14 protein-coding genes and 1 pseudogene are annotated in these 16,803 nt (G+C 73.0%); 11 read left to right on the top strand and 4 right to left on the bottom strand.

Annotated elements, in window-relative coordinates; genetic code table 11:
• Window positions 1–265, top strand: a pseudogene (locus ACTHNQ_RS17660) (Gfo/Idh/MocA family protein); the annotation flags it as partial.
• A gap of 219 nt (window positions 266–484) precedes the next feature.
• Here the strand turns inward: ACTHNQ_RS17660 and ACTHNQ_RS17655 are convergent.
• The gene (locus tag ACTHNQ_RS17655; protein ID WP_440335253.1) at window positions 485–1,102 is read right to left on the bottom strand and encodes a TetR/AcrR family transcriptional regulator; all 618 of its coding nucleotides are present in this window, start codon (window positions 1,100–1,102) and stop codon (window positions 485–487) included.
• Between the two features lie 87 nt (window positions 1,103–1,189).
• On the opposite strand from ACTHNQ_RS17655, the gene ACTHNQ_RS17650 reads away from it, so the two are divergent.
• From ACTHNQ_RS17650 to ACTHNQ_RS17625, 6 genes are all read left to right on the top strand, one after another.
• Entirely contained in the window at window positions 1,190–2,239 is a 1,050-nt protein-coding gene (locus tag ACTHNQ_RS17650; protein ID WP_440335252.1) for an FUSC family protein, read from the top strand.
• Between the two features lie 81 nt (window positions 2,240–2,320).
• Window positions 2,321–4,435 carry an MMPL family transporter gene (locus tag ACTHNQ_RS17645; RefSeq protein ID WP_440335251.1) on the top strand — a complete coding sequence of 705 codons (2,115 nt, stop codon included), beginning with the start codon at window positions 2,321–2,323 and terminating at the stop codon, window positions 4,433–4,435.
• Window positions 4,404–5,675, top strand: coding sequence for a sensor histidine kinase (locus ACTHNQ_RS17640; protein WP_440335250.1), 1,272 nt, complete (start codon window positions 4,404–4,406; stop codon window positions 5,673–5,675). The genes ACTHNQ_RS17645 and ACTHNQ_RS17640 overlap by 32 nt, the downstream gene beginning before the upstream one ends.
• The gene (locus ACTHNQ_RS17635; RefSeq protein ID WP_440335249.1) at window positions 5,672–6,295 is read left to right on the top strand and encodes a response regulator; all 624 of its coding nucleotides are present in this window, start codon (window positions 5,672–5,674) and stop codon (window positions 6,293–6,295) included. The genes ACTHNQ_RS17640 and ACTHNQ_RS17635 overlap by 4 nt, the downstream gene beginning before the upstream one ends.
• Window positions 6,292–7,932 carry an MFS transporter gene (locus ACTHNQ_RS17630; protein WP_440335248.1) on the top strand — a complete coding sequence of 547 codons (1,641 nt, stop codon included), beginning with the start codon at window positions 6,292–6,294 and terminating at the stop codon, window positions 7,930–7,932. The genes ACTHNQ_RS17635 and ACTHNQ_RS17630 overlap by 4 nt, the downstream gene beginning before the upstream one ends.
• A 76-nt stretch (window positions 7,933–8,008) precedes the next feature.
• Window positions 8,009–8,473: a DUF2871 domain-containing protein gene (locus ACTHNQ_RS17625; protein WP_440335247.1), complete on the top strand. Its 465-nt coding sequence runs from the start codon at window positions 8,009–8,011 to the stop codon at window positions 8,471–8,473.
• Window positions 8,474–8,525: 52 nt separating this feature from the next.
• Here ACTHNQ_RS17625 and ACTHNQ_RS17620 read toward each other — a convergent pair whose 3' ends face one another.
• Both ACTHNQ_RS17620 and ACTHNQ_RS17615 read right to left on the bottom strand, forming a co-directional pair.
• Window positions 8,526–9,278 (bottom strand): YidC/Oxa1 family membrane protein insertase, encoded by a 753-nt coding sequence (locus tag ACTHNQ_RS17620; protein WP_440335246.1) that lies wholly within the window; start codon window positions 9,276–9,278, stop codon window positions 8,526–8,528.
• Window positions 9,279–9,366: 88 nt separating this feature from the next.
• A complete protein-coding gene (locus ACTHNQ_RS17615; protein WP_440335245.1) occupies window positions 9,367–9,708 on the bottom strand; it encodes a DUF6412 domain-containing protein in 342 nt (113 codons plus the stop codon).
• A gap of 128 nt (window positions 9,709–9,836) precedes the next feature.
• Here ACTHNQ_RS17615 and ACTHNQ_RS17610 point away from each other — a divergent pair, with 128 nt between their 5' ends.
• Window positions 9,837–11,966, top strand: a complete 2,130-nt coding sequence (locus tag ACTHNQ_RS17610; RefSeq protein WP_440335244.1) for a DEAD/DEAH box helicase — start codon at window positions 9,837–9,839, stop codon at window positions 11,964–11,966.
• Between the two features lie 9 nt (window positions 11,967–11,975).
• On the opposite strand, the gene ACTHNQ_RS17605 is transcribed toward ACTHNQ_RS17610, so the two are convergent.
• Window positions 11,976–12,596, bottom strand: coding sequence for a hypothetical protein (locus tag ACTHNQ_RS17605; RefSeq protein ID WP_440335243.1), 621 nt, complete (start codon window positions 12,594–12,596; stop codon window positions 11,976–11,978).
• 176 nt (window positions 12,597–12,772) lie between these two features.
• On the opposite strand from ACTHNQ_RS17605, the gene ACTHNQ_RS17600 reads away from it, so the two are divergent.
• The 3 genes from ACTHNQ_RS17600 to ACTHNQ_RS17590 form a co-directional block, all read left to right on the top strand.
• Window positions 12,773–13,633: a sulfurtransferase gene (locus tag ACTHNQ_RS17600; protein ID WP_440335242.1), complete on the top strand. Its 861-nt coding sequence runs from the start codon at window positions 12,773–12,775 to the stop codon at window positions 13,631–13,633.
• Entirely contained in the window at window positions 13,630–15,045 is a 1,416-nt protein-coding gene (locus ACTHNQ_RS17595; RefSeq protein WP_440335241.1) for an NtaA/DmoA family FMN-dependent monooxygenase, read from the top strand. Before ACTHNQ_RS17600 ends, ACTHNQ_RS17595 begins: the two co-directional genes overlap by 4 nt.
• A gap of 220 nt (window positions 15,046–15,265) precedes the next feature.
• On the top strand, window positions 15,266–16,803 hold a 1,538-nt coding region (locus ACTHNQ_RS17590), incomplete at its 3' end, for a TIGR04028 family ABC transporter substrate-binding protein (protein ID WP_440335240.1).

The raw sequence follows: 16,803 nt of genomic DNA, 5'->3' as shown, positions 1-16,803 counted from the left end.
CGGCATGTCGTTCGAGCAGGAGTGGGTCGAGATCGAGCACGCCGACGTCCAGGTCGGTCGTGGACTCGGCGCGCTCGACATGGTGCGCGCGATCGCCGAGGGCCGTCCGCACGTGGCGTCGGGTGAGCTCGGCTTCCACGTGCTCGACATCCTGCTCTCTGCGCAGGAGTCCGCCGCGACGGGTGCGACGGTCGTCGTCGAGAGCACCGTGGCGCCGGTTCCGCTGCTGCCCGAGGGCTTCGACCCCTTCGCGGCGACGCTGTAGATCACCGCTGCACGCAGCCCGCGGGTCCGCCGGCCACACGCCGGCGGGCCCGCGGTCTTTCGTCGGCGTGCGGTGCCTTTATGGTTTCGCAGGGCACGCGGTATCTCGCCGAGAGACCATGCCGTTCGCGTTGAAGGCGGGGTTGCTCGGCGACGAACCGCGTCTTCGACGCGAGGGGGTGGTGGGGATCGGATGCCGCGGGCCGGGCGCGGGGGCAGGTCAGGCGGATGCGCCGCCGCGCAGCAGGCGGTCGAGCATCTCGAGTGCGGCTTCGTGGTCGACGTCCGCGTCGAGAAGCCATTGCGTCTGCAGGCCGTCGGACGCGGCGATCACGAGGGCGGCGACCAGCATCGGGTCGAGGTCGGCGCGCAGGTGACCGGATGCCTGCAGCCCACGCACCTGCTCGGCCATGTCGTTGCGCAGGTGGGCGAAGCGCTCTGTCGCCCACTGCTGTGCGGCGGGATGGTTGTCTTCGAGCGCCATCGCGACGAGCGTCGAGTACAGCTGCACGAGACCGGGGATCGCGCGGTTCTCTTCGGCGGCGACCTGCATCGCGGCGGCCGGGCTGGAGTCCGCAGGTGGCGCCAGCTTCTGGATGCTCGGCTTGCGCTGAGACTCGCGGTAGACCTCCACGAGAAGCTCTTCGAGCGATCCGAAGTAGTGCGTGAGCGCCGCGTGGGTGACGCCGACCTCTTCGGCGATCGCGCGCAGGCTCGTCTTCTGCGAGCCGCGCTTCGCGAACACCTCGATGGCCTTGTCGAGGATCTCCTGCCGCCGGGCGATGCCTTTCGCGTAGCGGCCCCGCGTGCGGGGCGCGTCGTCGGGCGAGGCGGTCATACGCCGATGATACCGGGGATGCCGCGAGAAAACCTCCAGTTGGAAGTTCTGTGTGGACGCGGAAGGATGGAGGGGAGAGGAGTCCGGATGCCGCCACACGATCCCGCACGCCGGTTCTCGGCCGAGCTCCGCCACGCGCTGGCCAGTCTGTTCCGGCTCGCCCCTGCGCCGGGGCCGCGATGGGCGATCGGGTTGCGCGCGGCGATCGCGATGGCCGTGCCGATCGCCGCGATGTCGCTGATGGGTCGCGCTGACCTGGGGTTCCAGGCGGCGACCGGTGCGTTCGTGGCGCTCTACGGCACGCATCTGCCGGTGATCGAGCGTGTGCGGGTGGTTCCGTTCGTCGCGGGGGGCCTTGCGGCCGCCGCGGGGTTCGGCGCGCTCGCCGGATCGTCGCAGACGGCCACGCTGATCGGCCTCGCGGTGGTCTCCATCGCGGCCGCCGCCGCGATGTTCGGCTTCCACGTGGGCCCGCCCGGCCCGCTGTTCGTGGTCCTCGTGTACGGGCTGTCGTCGCACATCGTGGCGTCGGGGGCGGATGCCGCGGCCTACGTCGTGACGGTGGCCTGCGGCATCCTCTTCGCCTCTGCCGTCTCGCTCGCCCCGCTGCTCCTGCCGAGCAGGCGCACGTCTGCGGCGCGAACGCTCCGCGAGATCCTCCCCGGGCCGGCATGGTCGACAGGCGAGCGGATGCTGGTCGCCCGGGTCGCCATCGTGACAGTCGTCGGCATCGCGCTGGGCCTTCTCATCGACCCCGACCGCGCGTACTGGATCGTCGGCGCCGCGATCGCGGTGATCGGCGTCGCCGCCGACCGTCGGGCGGCGTTCACGCGCGGACTGCACCGCATGATCGGCACCGTCGTCGGCGCCGGCGTGTATCTGCTGCTGGCGCCGCTGCCGCTGCCGGCGCTGTGGCTCGCGCTCGTGCTCGGGGTGCTGCAGTTCACGATCGAGCTGTTCGTGGTGCGCAACTATGCGCTGGCGCTCGTCTTCATCACGCCGCTCGTGCTGCTGCTCACGGGCGCGGCCACGGGGGCGGTCGACACCGTCGCCGTCGCGGCGGAGCGGGTCGTCGACACACTGGTCGGGGCCGCGCTCGGCGCGGTGAGCGGACTGCTGCACGCGCGCGACGACTGATGCGGCATCCATCGATCGGTTGACATCTGGCTCGATCGCGGGCCCGACGCGCGCGATCGCGGCCGCGGGTGAAGTGGAGGGGTGCACCGGTTCACCGACTCCCTCTCTCGTGCCCTGACGTCGCGCCGCGGCGCGTGGCTGTCGCTCGCCCTCGGACTCCTGGCCCTCGTCGCCCTGCTCGGCGTGTTCGGCCGCGCGGATCTCGCCGCGGGCAGCGACGCCGTCCCGCCTCAGTCCGAGAGCGGACAGGTCGCCGCACTCGCGGACGAGTTCCCGGATGCCGACGAGCAGACGCTGCTCGTCGTCGCGAGCCGCGACGACGGCGGTGCCCTCACGGCGGACGACCTCGACGGGATCGCCGCGCTCGTTCCCGTCATCGACGCCGAGACAGGAGGCACGTCCAGGGGGCCGATCCCGAGCGAGGACGGCGAGGCGGCCGTCATCCAGTCGACGCTCGACCCCGGCGCCGCCGAAGACGCTGTCGAGCACGCCGTCGACGGTCTGCGGGCGACGATCGCCGACCACCCGGTCGACGGGGTGTCGGTGCAGGTCACCGGCGGCGCGGCGTTCGGCGTCGACGTCGCCGCGGCGTTCGACGGTGCGGACTTCACCCTGCTGCTCGTCACGATCGGGATCGTGGCGGTGCTGCTGATCCTCACCTACCGTTCGCCGGTGCTGTGGCTCGTGCCGCTCGTGGTGGTCGCACTGGCCGATCAGCTGGCGAGCAAGGCGACGGCGGCGCTCGGCACGGCGCTCGACCTCCAGTTCGACACCGGCATCGTGAGCGTGCTCGTCTTCGGTGCCGGCACCAACTACGCGCTGCTGCTCGTCTCGCGCTACCGCGAGCAGCTGCTGGTCGAGGACGATCACCGCGTCGCGCTCGCGCGCGCGTGGCGGGCGAGCCTCCCGGCGATCGTGGCGTCGAACGCCACCGTCGTGCTGTCGCTGCTCACCCTGCTGCTGGCGGTCGTGCCCGGCACGCGGGGGCTCGGCATCGCGTCGGCTCTCGGGCTGCTGATCGCGCTCGCCGCGGTGCTGCTCGTGCTCCCACCGGCGCTCGCGGTGTGCGGCCGGCGCGTGTTCTGGCCCTTCGTCCCGCGCCCCGGACGCACGGCACCGCGGGTCGGTGCGTGGCGTGCACTGGGAGCCCGCGTCGTCGCGCGTCCGGTCCTTCCCGTCGTCGCGGGGATCCTGCTGCTCGCCGTCGCCGCGACGGGGCTCATCGGCACGCAGCTCGGGCTGACGCAGGCGGAGCGCTTCCGGGTGCCGTCCGAGTCCGCGATCGGGCTCGAGGTGCTGGGAGACCACTTCACCGCGGGCGAGGCGGAGCCGATGGTGGTCATCGTCGATGCGGCGGACGCGGATGCCGTCACGACGGCGATCGACGACGTTCCCGGTGTGGAGCGGACCTCCCTCGTCGCCGAGAGCGACGACTCCTCGCTCGTGAAGCTGCTCGTCGTCGGCGACGCCGAACCCGGTTCGCCCGAGAGTCTGCAGCTGGTGCGGGACGTGCTGGATGCCGCGCACGAGGCCTCCGGGTCCGCCCTCGTCGGCGGGCCGGCGGGAGCCGCGGTCGACGCCCGCGACGCCAACGTGCGCGACTTCGTGGTGATCGCCCCGCTGGTCCTGCTCGTGACCCTCGCGGTGCTGCTCGTCCTGCTGCGGGCGGTGGTCGCTCCGCTGGTGCTGCTGCTCGTGAACGCCCTCAGCGCGACCGCGGCCATCGGCGCCGGCGCCTGGCTCGGACGCGTGCTGTTCGGATGGACCGCCCTGGATCTGCAGGTGCCGCTGCTGGCCTTCCTGTTCCTGGTGGCGCTCGGCGTGGACTACACGATCTTCCTCGTGCACCGGGCGCGCTCCGAGGCCGGCGTCGTGGGCACGAGAGCGGGGATGGTGAACGCGGTGGCGGCGACAGGCGGCGTGATCACCAGCGCGGGTCTCGTGCTCGCCGGCGTCTTCGCCGCGCTGGGGCTTCTGCCGCTGGTGACCCTGGGGCAGCTCGGGCTCATCGTCGGCGTCGGGGTGCTGGTGGATACGCTGGTCGTGCGGACCCTCGTGGTGCCCGCGCTGTTCTCGCTCATCGGCGACCGGATGTGGTGGCCGGGGCGACTCGTCGCATCGCACGACGGAGGCGATCGCGCTGGAGAGGAAGGGGTGTCGGGGGATGCCGCAGTTCTCCACGAGCGCGTCGGCTGAGGATGCTCCGCCGACGACCGTACGGTCGTGGCGGGGGCTGGTCGGCTCGATCCGGGTGGGCCAGTCCGTCATCACGGCGGCCCTGATCGTGATCGGCGCCCTGCGCGCCGTCGCCGATGGGACGCCCGTGCCATGGGTGGTCGCGGTCTCGGTCGTGTTCGCCGGCTGGTACTTCGGCGGGCTGCTGCTGAGCGAGCGCACGCGCGACCACGCCCTCGCCGCCGGCTGGCTCGTCGGGCTGGCGCTCATCTGGGTCGGAGCGGTCGCGATCTCGCCCGAGTTCGTGTGGCTCGCGTTCCCGCTGTGGCTGCTCGCGGGGTTCGTGATGCGGATGCGGTGGGCCATCGTGTTCAGCCTCGTCGTGCTGCTCGTGGTCATCGCGGCTCCGCTCGCCCACACCGGCACGACGAGCTACGCGAACATCATCGGCCCGGTGGTCGGCGGCGTGTTCGCCCTCGGCATCTCGCGCGGCTATCTGGAACTGGTCCGCGACGGGCGCGAGCGGCAGCGGCTCATCGCGTCGCTGGTGGCCGCGCAGCAAGAGACCGCAGCGCTCCAGGACGAGCTCGCCGTCGCCCAGCGCGATGCCGGGGCGGTCGCCGAGCGCACCCGTCTGTCGCGGGACGTCCACGACACGGTCGCGCAGAGCCTCACGTCGATCGGCATGATCGCGGCATCCGCCACCGCCGCCGCGGACGCCGGCACGGCGGGACCGGATGCCGCCGCCCGAGCGTTCTCGCAGATCGGGGAACTCGCGCGCGAGGGCCTGGCCGACACCCGCCGCATCGTCGACGCGCTCATGCCCGCGCAGCTGGAGGGCGCGGCGCTCGCCGACGCGCTGCGCCGCATGCTCGTGCGCCTGCACGACGAGACGGGCATCCGCACCGAGCTGCGGGTCGACGAGGACTTCCCGCCACTGCCGGTGACGACCGAGGTCGCCCTGCTGCGCACCGCGCAGTCCGCGCTCGCCAACGTCCGGCTGCACGCCCGCGCGGGCCGGGTCGTGGTCACGATGTCCGACGGGGGCGACGCCGTGCGCCTCGACGTCGTCGACGACGGGATCGGCTTCGACGCGACCGGCTGGGCGTCCCGGCCCGCCGGGCCCGAGGGCGGCTACGGGCTGCGGGCGATCCGGGAGCGCCTGCGCGAGCTGGGCGGGACGCTCGACGTCGAGAGCGCTCCAGGGCAGGGGGCTGCCCTGTCGGCGTCCGTGCCGATCGCGACGGGCGGTGAGCGGTGAGCGGCATCCGGATCCTCATCGTCGACGACCACCCGATCATCCGCACCGGCGTGCGCTCGCTGTTCACGGGATCGAGCGGCGTCGAGGTCGTCGGCGAGGCGGCGACCGGCGAAGAGGCCGTGGCCCTCTCGCGCCATCTGGCTCCGGACGTCGTGCTGTGCGACCTGCGCCTGGGCGCGGGCGCCGACGGCGTGCAGACGACCGCCGCGCTGCGCGCCCTCGACCCAGCGCCGGCGGTCGTCATCCTCACCACCTTCGACCGGGACGCCGAGATCCTCGGTGCGATCGAGGCCGGGGCGTCGGGCTACGTGCTGAAGGACGCCCCGCCAGAGGCGATCGTCCGCGCCGTGCACGATGCGGCCGCGGGCCGGCTCGCGCTCACCCCGGAGCTGAGCGCGCGGGTCGTGCAGGTGCTGCGCGCCCCCCGCGTGCGACTCACGGAGCGCGAGCTCGACGTGCTGCGGCTGCTGGCCACCGGCGCCTCCAATCCCGAGATCGCCAAGACCCTGTTCGTCACGGAGGCCACGGTGAAGACCCATCTCGTGCACATCTTCGGCAAGCTCGGCGTCGACAGCCGATCCCGGGCCGTCGCCGTCGCCCGGGAGAGAGGCATCCTATGACCGTCGCGGACTCCGTCACGGCCCCCACCCGCCGCGACTGGATGGCGCTCGCCGTCCTCTCGGTCGGGCTCGGCATGATCGTGCTGGACGGCACCATCGTCGGCGTCGCGCTGCCCGACATCATCTCGGACCTCGGGATGGACCTGACCGACGCGCAATGGGTCAGCAGCCTGTACGCAGCGATCCTCGCTGCGCTGCTGCTGTCGACCGGCCGTCTGGCCGACCGGTGGGGACGCAAGCGCCTGTTCGTCGCGGGAATCGTCGTATTCGTCGCCGGGAGCCTGCTGGCGGCGGTGGCAGAGGCGTCGGGGCCCCTCATCGGCGCCCGCGCCGTCCAGGCCGTCGGCGCGGCTCTGATCATGCCGTCGACGCTGTCGACCGTCAACGCGGTGTTCCGCGGCCGCTACCGCGCGGCCGCGTTCGGAGTCTGGGGCGCCGTGATCTCGGGCGCGGCCGCCATCGGACCCCTCGCAGGCGGCGCCCTCACCGAGTACGCCTCGTGGGAGTGGGTCTTCCTCGTGAACGTGCCGCTCGGGGCGCTGGTGCTCGTCGCCGCACTCCTCGTCGTACCCGAGACGAAGGGCGCGACCCCAGGACCCGGGGCCGACGTCGACGGCGCACTGCTCTCGGCGATCGGCTTCGGCGCGCTCGTCTTCTCGGTGATCGAAGGCCCCGAGCTCGGCTGGTGGGCACCGAAGTCCGAGTTCCAGCTGTTGGGCTGGACCTGGCCGGCGGACGCCCCGATCTCGGTGATCCCGATCACGCTCGCCATCGCGGTCGTCGCCCTCACGCTGTTCGTGCTGTGGGAGCGTCACCGCGCGCGCAACGGCCGCTCCGCCCTGCTCGACCTGGCGCTGTTCCGGCTGCCGACCTTCACGTGGGGCAACGTCACGGCGGGCGCGGTCGCGGTCGGCGAGTTCGCCATCATCTTCGTGCTGCCGCTCTACCTCGTCAACGCGCTCGGCATGAACGCGATGGGCGCCGGCCTCGTGCTCGCGGCCATGGCGCTCGGAGCGTTCGCCTCCGGTGCCGCCGCGCGGCATGTCGCAGCCCGCTTCGGCGCCCCCGGGACGGTGCTGATCGGTCTCGCACTCGAAGTCGTCGGCGTCGTGATCGTCGCCCTCGTCGTCGGCGCGACCACGCCGGGCTGGCTGCTGGCGCTGCCGCTCGTGGTCTACGGACTGGGCCTGGGACTGGCATCCGCCCAGCTGACGGGCACGGTCCTGCGAGACGTCCCGGTGACCCAGTCCGGCCAGGGGTCGGCGACCCAGAGCACCGTGCGTCAGGTGGGCTCCGCTCTCGGCACGGCGTTCGCGGGCGCGGCACTGTCGATCGCGCTCGCACTCACGCTGCCGGCATCGCTCGACGCGGCGGGCTTCTCGGGGTCGGTGGCCGACACCGTCGCCGATGCGACGCGTCAGTCCGCCGGGACGACAATCGCCCAGCTGCGCGCACAGGGCACCGACAGCCGGCTCGGGGACCAGACCCCGGCCGTCGTCGACGCCCTCGTCGCGGGATTCGCAGACGCGACCCGGTGGGCGCTGCTCGTGGCCTCGCTGTTCCTGCTGCTCGGCCTCTTCGGCGCACTGCGACTGCGGCGCGCGGCGGGACGAGAGGCCGGCCCGACCGGGGAGTGACGCAGGGATCAACCATTCGATGGATCCGCCGCAGCGCGTGCGCGGCGAGGCTGGAATCACCATCGAGAGGACCCCTATGCGCAAGCTCTACTACGCCGCCTTCGCCTACATGATCGCCGGGGTGGCATCCGGACTGTTCTACCGCGAGTTCACGAAGCTCAACGACTTCCCCGAGGGCGGTTCGACCCAGCTCGGACTCGCCCACACGCACCTGCTCACCCTCGGCTTCGTCGTGCTGCTCATCGTGCTCGTGCTCGAGAAGGTGTTCACGCTGTCGGCGTCCAAGCTGTTCGGCTGGTTCTTCTGGGTGTACAACGCCGGGGTCGTCCTGACCTCCGCGATGCTCATCTGGCACGGATCGCTGACGGTGCTCGGGCAGGAGTCGTCGAAGATGATCGCCGGCATCGCGGGCACCGGGCACATCCTGCTGACCGCGGGCATGGTGCTGCTGTTCCTGGCACTCGGCACCGCACTGCGTCGCGCGGAGCGCGCGGGCAAGGGGATGCCGGCGGCAGAGCTGGCGGGGTCGGCACAGAGCTGACCGGGTGAGGACGGAGCTGACCGGGTGACCCCGGAGGGGTGGATGCCGCACCTCATGCCGTCGCGAGCGGGAACCGCCGCCGCAGCACGACGCGCTGCACGAGCGTCCATGCGACCGTCGTGGCCAGATAGAGGGCCGCGGCCAGCGGGACGAACAGCGCGAAGACCGCCGTGGTGAACTGCAGGGCCCCGGCGATGCGCGCCATGCCGGCGCCGGCCAGGGGTGAGGCATCCGTGGATCCGTCGGGCTGCGGACGGAACGCACGCCGGGTCAGCTCGGCGACCACGATGATCACAGCGATCACGCCCGCGAACACCCCGGCCGTGGCGAGGGTCGCGGTGCCCGAGGTCACCGCGCCGAACGCGCTGAGCCCCAGCGGCACGCCGAACAGCTGCTGGGCCAGCAGCGTGTTGGCGTGACCCGCGATGGCCGGGTGCAGGAACAGCGCGTACACGATCGCGACGACCGGGGCCTGGGCGAGCATGGGCAGGCAGCCCGCGAACGGCGAGGTCTTCTCGTCGGCGTAGAGCTTCATGGTCTCGCGCTGCAGCCGCTCGGGGTCGCGCTTGTGGCGCTTCTGCAGTTCGCGCAGCCTCGGCGCGAGCCGGCTGCGCGTCTGCTCGGCCCTGGCCTGCGAGATCCCGACCGGGATGAGCGCGGCGCGCACCAGCAGGGTCAGGACGATGACGGATGCCGCAGCCGCGGCCGGCCCGGCGACCGGGTCGAGCAGCGCGATGAGCCGCATGAGCAGGGAGTAGGCCGCGTCGAGGATCGCGGCGATGGGCGGGAAGGCGTAGAGGTCCAAGGATGTGTCCGTTCGTCCGGTGTCGTTTCGTGACGTGCGGCCACGACGGCACCGGCGGACGCCCGCTCGGCGGGACGTGCGCGGTGGACTACGCGGCCAGGGCCGCGAGGCCGGGTGCGCGAGGACGGGAGTGACCCGGCGCGTCGGGGTGCGACGCCGTAAGGCGGGTCGCGTCGGCGATCGCCCGGAGCGGGTGCGCGCCGGCGGCGAGGGCGCGGGACGGCGCGCGGAACAGCGCGATCGCGACGGCGAGCACCGCGAGGGCGGCGACGAGCGTCACCGCGAGCACGAGTGCCCCCGTGTCGGGGGTCAGCGGAGCCGTCACGAACAATGCCCGGGCGGTGGCGGCGATGAGCTCGAGCGCGGGGTGGATCACCGTCGCCAGCAGCTCGACGAGGGCGCGCAGTGTGATGCCGATGGCGTCGAGCACGGGACCTCCCTTCGTCGCGGCCACGGTAGCACGGGCCGGCTCCTGCCCAGGCGGGTGCCTCGGTGCGCGCTCCACAGCTCCGCTTCGCCCACGGGCGGATGTCAGCGGCATGGGGCAGGGTGGAACCCGTGACCGCGACGACCGACACCCGCACCGAAGCCCTCGAGGTGCTGCGCGCGCTCGTCGGGCGCGACGACGCCGACTTCCACGAGGGCCAGTACGAAGCGATCGAGGCGCTCGTCGACGACCGTCGTCGGGCGCTCGTCGTGCAGCGCACGGGGTGGGGCAAGTCCGCCGTCTACTTCGTGTCCACGCTCCTCCTGCGCCGCCGCGGCGCCGGGCCGACCGTGCTGGTCTCCCCCCTGCTCGCGCTGATGCGCGATCAGATCGCCGCCGCCGCCCGTGCCGGCGTCCGGGCGGTGAAGATCGACTCGACGAACGCGCACGAGTGGACCGACGTGCTCGCGCAGCTCGATGCCGACGAGGTCGACGTGCTGCTCGTGTCGCCCGAGCGTCTGAACAACCCGGCCTTCCGCGATGAGCAGCTGCCGCAGCTCGTCGCGCGCATCGGTCTGCTGGTGGTCGACGAGGCGCACTGCATCAGCGACTGGGGCCATGACTTCCGCCCCGACTACCGGCGCCTGCGCGACCTCATCGCCCGCATGCCCGCCGGCGTGCCGGTGCTCGCGACAACGGCGACGGCCAACAGCCGGGTCGTGGCAGACGTGGCCGAGCAGCTCGACGCCGGTGGCGAGCCGGACGCAGGAGGGGTCGGCGGGCCCGGCGTGCTGACGATCCGCGGTCCGCTCGCCCGCGCGTCGCTGCGGCTGGGAGTTCTGCGGCTGCCGAATTCGCCGAGCCGGCTCGCATGGCTCATCAGCCATCTCGCCGACCTGCCGGGTTCGGGCATCATCTACACGCTCACCGTCGCTGCGGCGAACGACACCGCCCGGCTGCTGCGCGAGCGCGGGTACGACGTGCGTGCCTACACGGGGCAGACCGATACGGACGAGCGGGAGGAGTCCGAGGCGCTGCTGAAAGACAACCGCGTCAAGGCGCTCGTCGCCACGAGCGCTCTCGGCATGGGGTTCGACAAACCCGACCTCGGCTTCGTCGTGCACCTGGGCGCCCCGTCGTCGCCGGTGTCGTACTACCAGCAGGTGGGCCGCGCGGGCCGCGCGACCGAGTCGGCCGACGTCCTGCTGCTGCCCGGCGTCGAGGACCGTGACATCTGGCACTACTTCGCGACGGTCTCCATGCCCGACCGTGAGCGGGCGGAGCGCGTCCTCGCCGCGCTGGCGCAGGCCGATGGCCCGCTGTCGACGCCCGCGCTGGAGGCGATCGTCGACATCCGCCGCACGCCGCTCGAGCTGCTGCTCAAGGTGCTCGACGTCGACGGCGCCGTCGGCCGCGTCCGCGGCGGCTGGATCGCCACGGGCGAGCCGTGGACGTACGACGAGGAGCGCTATCGCCGGATCGCCGCGGAACGCGTCGCCGAGCAGCAGCACATGATCGAGTACGAAGAGACCGACGGCTGCCGCATGGAGTTCCTGCAGCGCTCGCTCGACGACGACACCGCCGCACCCTGCGGCCGGTGCGACAACTGTGCCGGCACGTGGTTCCCGACCGAGATCGCGGCGACGGCTTCGGATGCCGCCGCCGCGGCCCTCGACCGCGTCGGCGTGCCGATCGACCCGCGCCGGCAGTGGCCCACCGGCGCCGACCGGCTCGGCGTCGCCGTCAAGGGGCGCATCCCCGCCGACGAGCAGGCGAGCGAGGGCCGCGCCCTCGCTCGCCTCACCGACCTCGGCTGGGGCGGTGCGATGCGCGACCTGTTCGCCGCCGGCGCCGACGACCAGCCGGTGCCGCAGAACGTGCTCGCCGCGTGCGTGCGGGTGCTCGCCGACTGGAGGTGGGACGACCGGCCGGTGGCGGTCGTCGCGATCCCGTCCCGGACGAAGCCGCAGCTGGTGGACTCCCTCGCGCGGGGTCTCGCGGGCATCGGGCGACTGCCGTACCTCGGGGAGCTCGCCCTCGTCGACGGCGGGCCGACCGGCCAGGCGGGCGGCAACAGCGCCTTCCGTGTCGCCGGCGTGTGGGGCCGGTTCTCGACTGACGGCCTCGACGTGCCCGCGGGACCGGTGCTGCTCGTCGACGACCGCGTCGACAGCGGCTGGACGCTCACCGTCGCCGCACGCGAGCTCCGCCGCGCCGGGGCGAACGCGGTGCTGCCTTTCGTCCTCGCGCTGCGCGGCTGACCGTCGCCGCTAGGCGGGAGGCGTCGGCCCGCGGCGCCGCGGGCGGCGCACGATCAGGTAGGTGACGGCGCCGCCGACGAGCAGCACCAGCAGCACGACCCAGGGCACCCAGCTCGCCGTGGCCGCGGCGGCGTCCGATGCATCAGCCGTGGGCGTCGGGGTAGGCGTGACGGTCGGCGTGGCGGTCGGCGTGGGCGTCGGCGTGGCGGTCGGCGTCGGCGTGGGCGTGGGAGTCGGCGTGGTCGTGGGCGCCGGTGTCACGGTCGGCTCAGGCACCGGGACGACCGTGGGTTCGGGCGCGACCGTCGGGGTGGGTTCGGGCGCGGGCTCCTCCGTGGGGGTCGGCTCGGGCGCGACGGTCGGCGTCGGCAGCGGCGGCAGGATGCCGGTGCGCGTCGGCGTGGGCGTCGGCTCGGGCGCCGGGGTCGGCGACGGGCTCCGCGTCGGCAGCAGGTCCGTCGGCCGCACGGTGGGCAGATCCGTCGGCAGTGCGGTCGGCATCGGGAAGACCCCCGTGCCGCATCCGGCGAGCAGAGCGGCGGCCGCCGCGACGGCGAGGCCGGCGATCGCGCGGCGTGCGCGCAGCCCGCGCAGCGGCTTCGCAGGGCGGGGTTCCTCGGTGTGCGGCATCCGGTCCTCCTGACGTCCTCCCCGGATCGTAGGAGCACGATCACGCCGTGCGCGTCACTCGCCGAGGGTGACGCCGTGTGACGTCGCATGACGCCGTATCGCGGCATATGACGCCCGGTCGCGGCATATGTCGTCACACCGTTCCGGGTGCGGCGGCGCGGAGCGAGCATGACCCCATGCCTTCCCCACTCATCTCGCCGACCGAGCTCGCCGATCTCATCCGCAGCGGCACCCCGCCACGGATCCTCGACGTGCGCTGGCGCCTCGACCAGCCTGAAGGACGCCCCGCCTACCTCGACGGGCACCTTCCCGGCGCGGTGTACGTCGATCTCGACCACGAGCTCGCGCGGCGCGGCGATCCGCGGGAGGGGCGGCATCCCCTTCCGACGCGCGAGCAGCTGCAGGCCGCGGCCCGGCGGTGGGGCATCCACGACGGCGACATCGTCGTCACGTACGACGATGTGCACTCCGTCGCCGCGGCCCGCGCCTGGTGGGTGCTGACGCGGTCGGGCATCGCCGACGTGCGCGTGCTCGACGGGGGCCTGCGCGGCTGGCTCGCGGAGCGCCTGCCCCTCGACACGGGCGACGTGCTGCCCCGCCCGCCCGGGGACGTCGTGCTGGGCGAGATCACCGACGGCATCGCCGACATCGACGGTGTCGAGGAGTGGCCCGACCACGGCTTGCTGCTCGATGTGCGCGCGCCCGACCGCTATCGCGGCGACTCCGAGCCGCACGACCCCGTCGGCGGGCACATCCCCGGCGCGGTGAACCTGCCGACGACCGTGCACCTGACCGCGGGCAAGTTCCGCAGCCCGGACGAGATCCGGGCCGAGTTCGCCGCGGCGGGCGTGTCGGACGGCGTGTCGGTGGCCGCCTACTGCGGCTCGGGCATCGCCGCCACCCACACCGCGCTCGCCGGGGCGCTGGCCGGTATCGACGTCGTGGTGTACCCGGGATCCTGGAGCCAGTGGTCGCGCTCGCGCGGCCGGCTCGCCGCCGTCGGCGCGGCCCCGTCGCTGGACGTGGTGCCGGTATGACGGATGCCGCCACCGGCCCCCTCATCGTCGGCGCCATGGTGCGCACGCTCGGCGCCTATCCGTCCGGGTGGCGGCATCCGGGTGCGCACGCCGACCCGCGGACGGACGCCGCGGTGCTGCGCCGCGTCGCGGAGCTCGCGGAGGACGCCGACCTCGACTACCTGTTCTTCGGCGACTGGCTCGCCACCGGACCGGACCTGGAGTTCCGCGACCCGTACCTGCTGGCGCGCATCGATCCGGTGAGCGCGGTGCTGTTCCTCGCCGGCATCACCGAGCGCATCGGGCTCATCGCCACGGTGAACTCGACGTACGCCGATCCGTACGCGACGGCGCGGGCGACGGCGTCGCTCGACCTCCTCACCGGCGGACGCGGCGGGGTGAACCTCGTCACCGGCGCCGAGCCGCGCGCGGCCGCGAACCACGGCCGCGACGCCCACGCCGACAACGAGGCCCGCTACGACCGCGCCGAGGAGTTCGTGCGCGCGCTGCGGCTGCTGTGGGAGTCGTGGGACGACGATGCCTGGATCGCCGATCCCGCCGGCGGCGTGCTGATCGACGCCGAGCGGCTGCGGGCCGCCGCGTTCCAGGGCGCGCAGGTGCGTGTCGAGGGGCCGCTCAACGTCGCCCGGCCGCCCCAGGTGCACCCGCCCATCGTCAACGCCGGCACGTCGCCGCGCTCCCGTGCGCTGGCAGCGACCGAGGCCGACCTCGCGCTCATCGCTGCCGGCGACCCGGCCGTGGCCGCCGCCACCCGGGCCGAGCTGCGGGCGCTGGCGGCGGCATCCGGTCGCGACCCCGAGGACCTGAAGGTCATCGTGCCGGTGCTGCCGGTGGTGGCCGAGACGGCTGCCGCCGCCCGTGCGATCGTTGATCGGCTGCTGCTGCTCGTGCCCCTGGACGACGGGGCAGCCGGGCACGCGGAACGCCCCGGGTTCCCGGCGAACCGCTCGCTCGCCTCGTTCCTCGACGTCGCCGGCGTCGCCGCGGACGACCCGGTGCGCGCCGCCTCGCTCGACGACGTCGTGCCCACCGCGACGGCGGGGGCGTTCGCCGAGCCCGCCGCGCGCACCCTCGACGTCGTCCGCGCGCGGACCGACCGCGATGTCGCCGGTGACCACCCCGTCACGTGGCGGCACCTGGTTGCCGCGCACGCCGTGCCGGCCAACTTCGTCGTCGGCGGTCCCGCGGTGATCGCCGACTACTTCGAGAGCTGGCGCGACGCCGGCGCCGCCGACGGGTTCAACGTGCTCTCGGCCTTCCAGCCCGCGCAGTTCGAGGCCTTCACGGCGCTCGCCGTGCCCGAGCTGCGCCGCCGCGGTCTGATCGGCCGGCAGGGTGCGACGCTGCGCGAGCGCCTGTCGCTGGGTGCTCCGCGGCTCGCTCATGCGCCGGCGCTGACCGCGTCTGCGTGAAACCGACGGGCTCGATCGGTCTGATCACGCTCTCGAAGCGCCAGTTCGTCCGGTTGGGCCCGTCCGTTCGACGCCCCGCGCGTATTACCCCGCGTGACCCCCGGTGACGCCCGTTTGCGGCGGGTGAACGGCCGTGACGTCGCGAAGGAAGGGGCGGGGATGCCGCTCCCTAGCGTTGCCGTCACACCCCTGCCGAACAGCCCGAACCCAGGAGAACCACATGTCCCGTCCCGCATCGCGAATCATCGCCGGTGCCGTCGCGGTGCTCGTCGCCGCGGCATCCCTCACCGCCTGCGCGTCGCAGCAGCCCGCCGCCTCCGGCGGGGACGCCGGCGGCAAGCCGGTCACCGGCGGCGAGCTCACCTACCTCGAGTACCAGACCTACACGAACCTCTACCCGCCGCAGGCCGGCTTCTACCCGAACGGCGGCCTGGTCAACAACATCACGGCGCGCCTGACGTGGCAGAACCCCAAGACGCTCGAGATCGAGCCGTGGGTCGCGACCGACTGGACCGTGAACGACGACGCCACCGAGTACACGTTCGACCTGCGTGACGACGTCACGTTCTCGGACGGCACCCCGCTCGACGCCGCCGCGGTCGCCAAGAACTTCGACACGTACGGACTGGGCAACCCCGCCCTGGGCCTCACGGTCTCGGAGGCGATCAACAACTACGCGTCGAGCGAGGTCGTCGACGACGACACGGTGACGTTCCACTTCAGCGCGCCGGCGCCCGGCTTCCTGCAGGCGACGTCGACCATCAACTCCGGCCTGCTGTCGCCCGCGACGCTGGACCGCACGCTGGAGGAGTTCGGCGCCGGGAACGCGGCCGACATCATCGGCTCGGGTCCGTTCACGATCACCGACGAGAAGCTCGGCACCGAGCTGACGCTCAACGCGCGCGACGACTACGACTGGGCTCCGCCGAGCCTGGAGCACCAGGGCCGCGCCTACCTCGACACCATCCACCTGATCGTCACGCCCGAAGACAGCGTCCGCATCGGCTCGCTGCTGTCGGGGCAGGCCGACTACATCCGCTACGTGCAGGCGTTCGACGAGGCGCGCGTCGAATCCGGCGGCTTCGACCTCTACGCGCCGCAGACCCGCGGCGTGAACAACTCGCTGAGCCTGCGCTTCACGAACCCGATCCTCAGCGACATCAAGGTGCGCCAGGCGCTCGTGGCCGGCGTCGACAGCCAGGAGGTCGTCGACACCATCTTCACCGGCAACTACCCCCGCGCCACGTCCGCACTGAGCTCTTCGGCGCTCGGCTACAAGGACGAGTCGAAGTACTACGAGTACGACCCGAAGAAGGCCGCGAAGCTCCTCGACGAGGCCGGCTGGGAGAAGGGCGCCGACGGCATCCGCGAGAAGGACGGTCAGCGCCTGTCGCTCGACGTCTACGAGGCGAAGCCTCAGCCGCTGTCGAAGCAGACGCTCGAGCTCGTGTCGCAGCAGCTCAAGAAGATCGGCGTCGAGCTGAACGTCAAGTCGGCCGACGCCGGCAGCTACGCCGAAGACATCAAGGACCCGCTCAAGACCCCGCTGTACCACTCGATGGTCGGCCGCGCGGACCTCGACGTCATCAAGAGCCAGTACTTCACCAAGAACCGCAACACGCTCCTGTCGGACGACGCGAAGCTCGACGAGCTGCTGCTCGCCGTCGCCTCGACCGCCGACCCCGACGCCCGCGTCAAGGCGTCGCAGGCCGTGCAGGACTACCTCGCCGAGCAGGCGTACGTGATCCCGCTGTTCGA

The organism is Microbacterium sp. (assembly GCF_051953575.1).
GTDB lineage: Bacteria > Actinomycetota > Actinomycetes > Actinomycetales > Microbacteriaceae > Microbacterium.
This window is presented reverse-complemented; position numbering and strand designations above follow the sequence as displayed.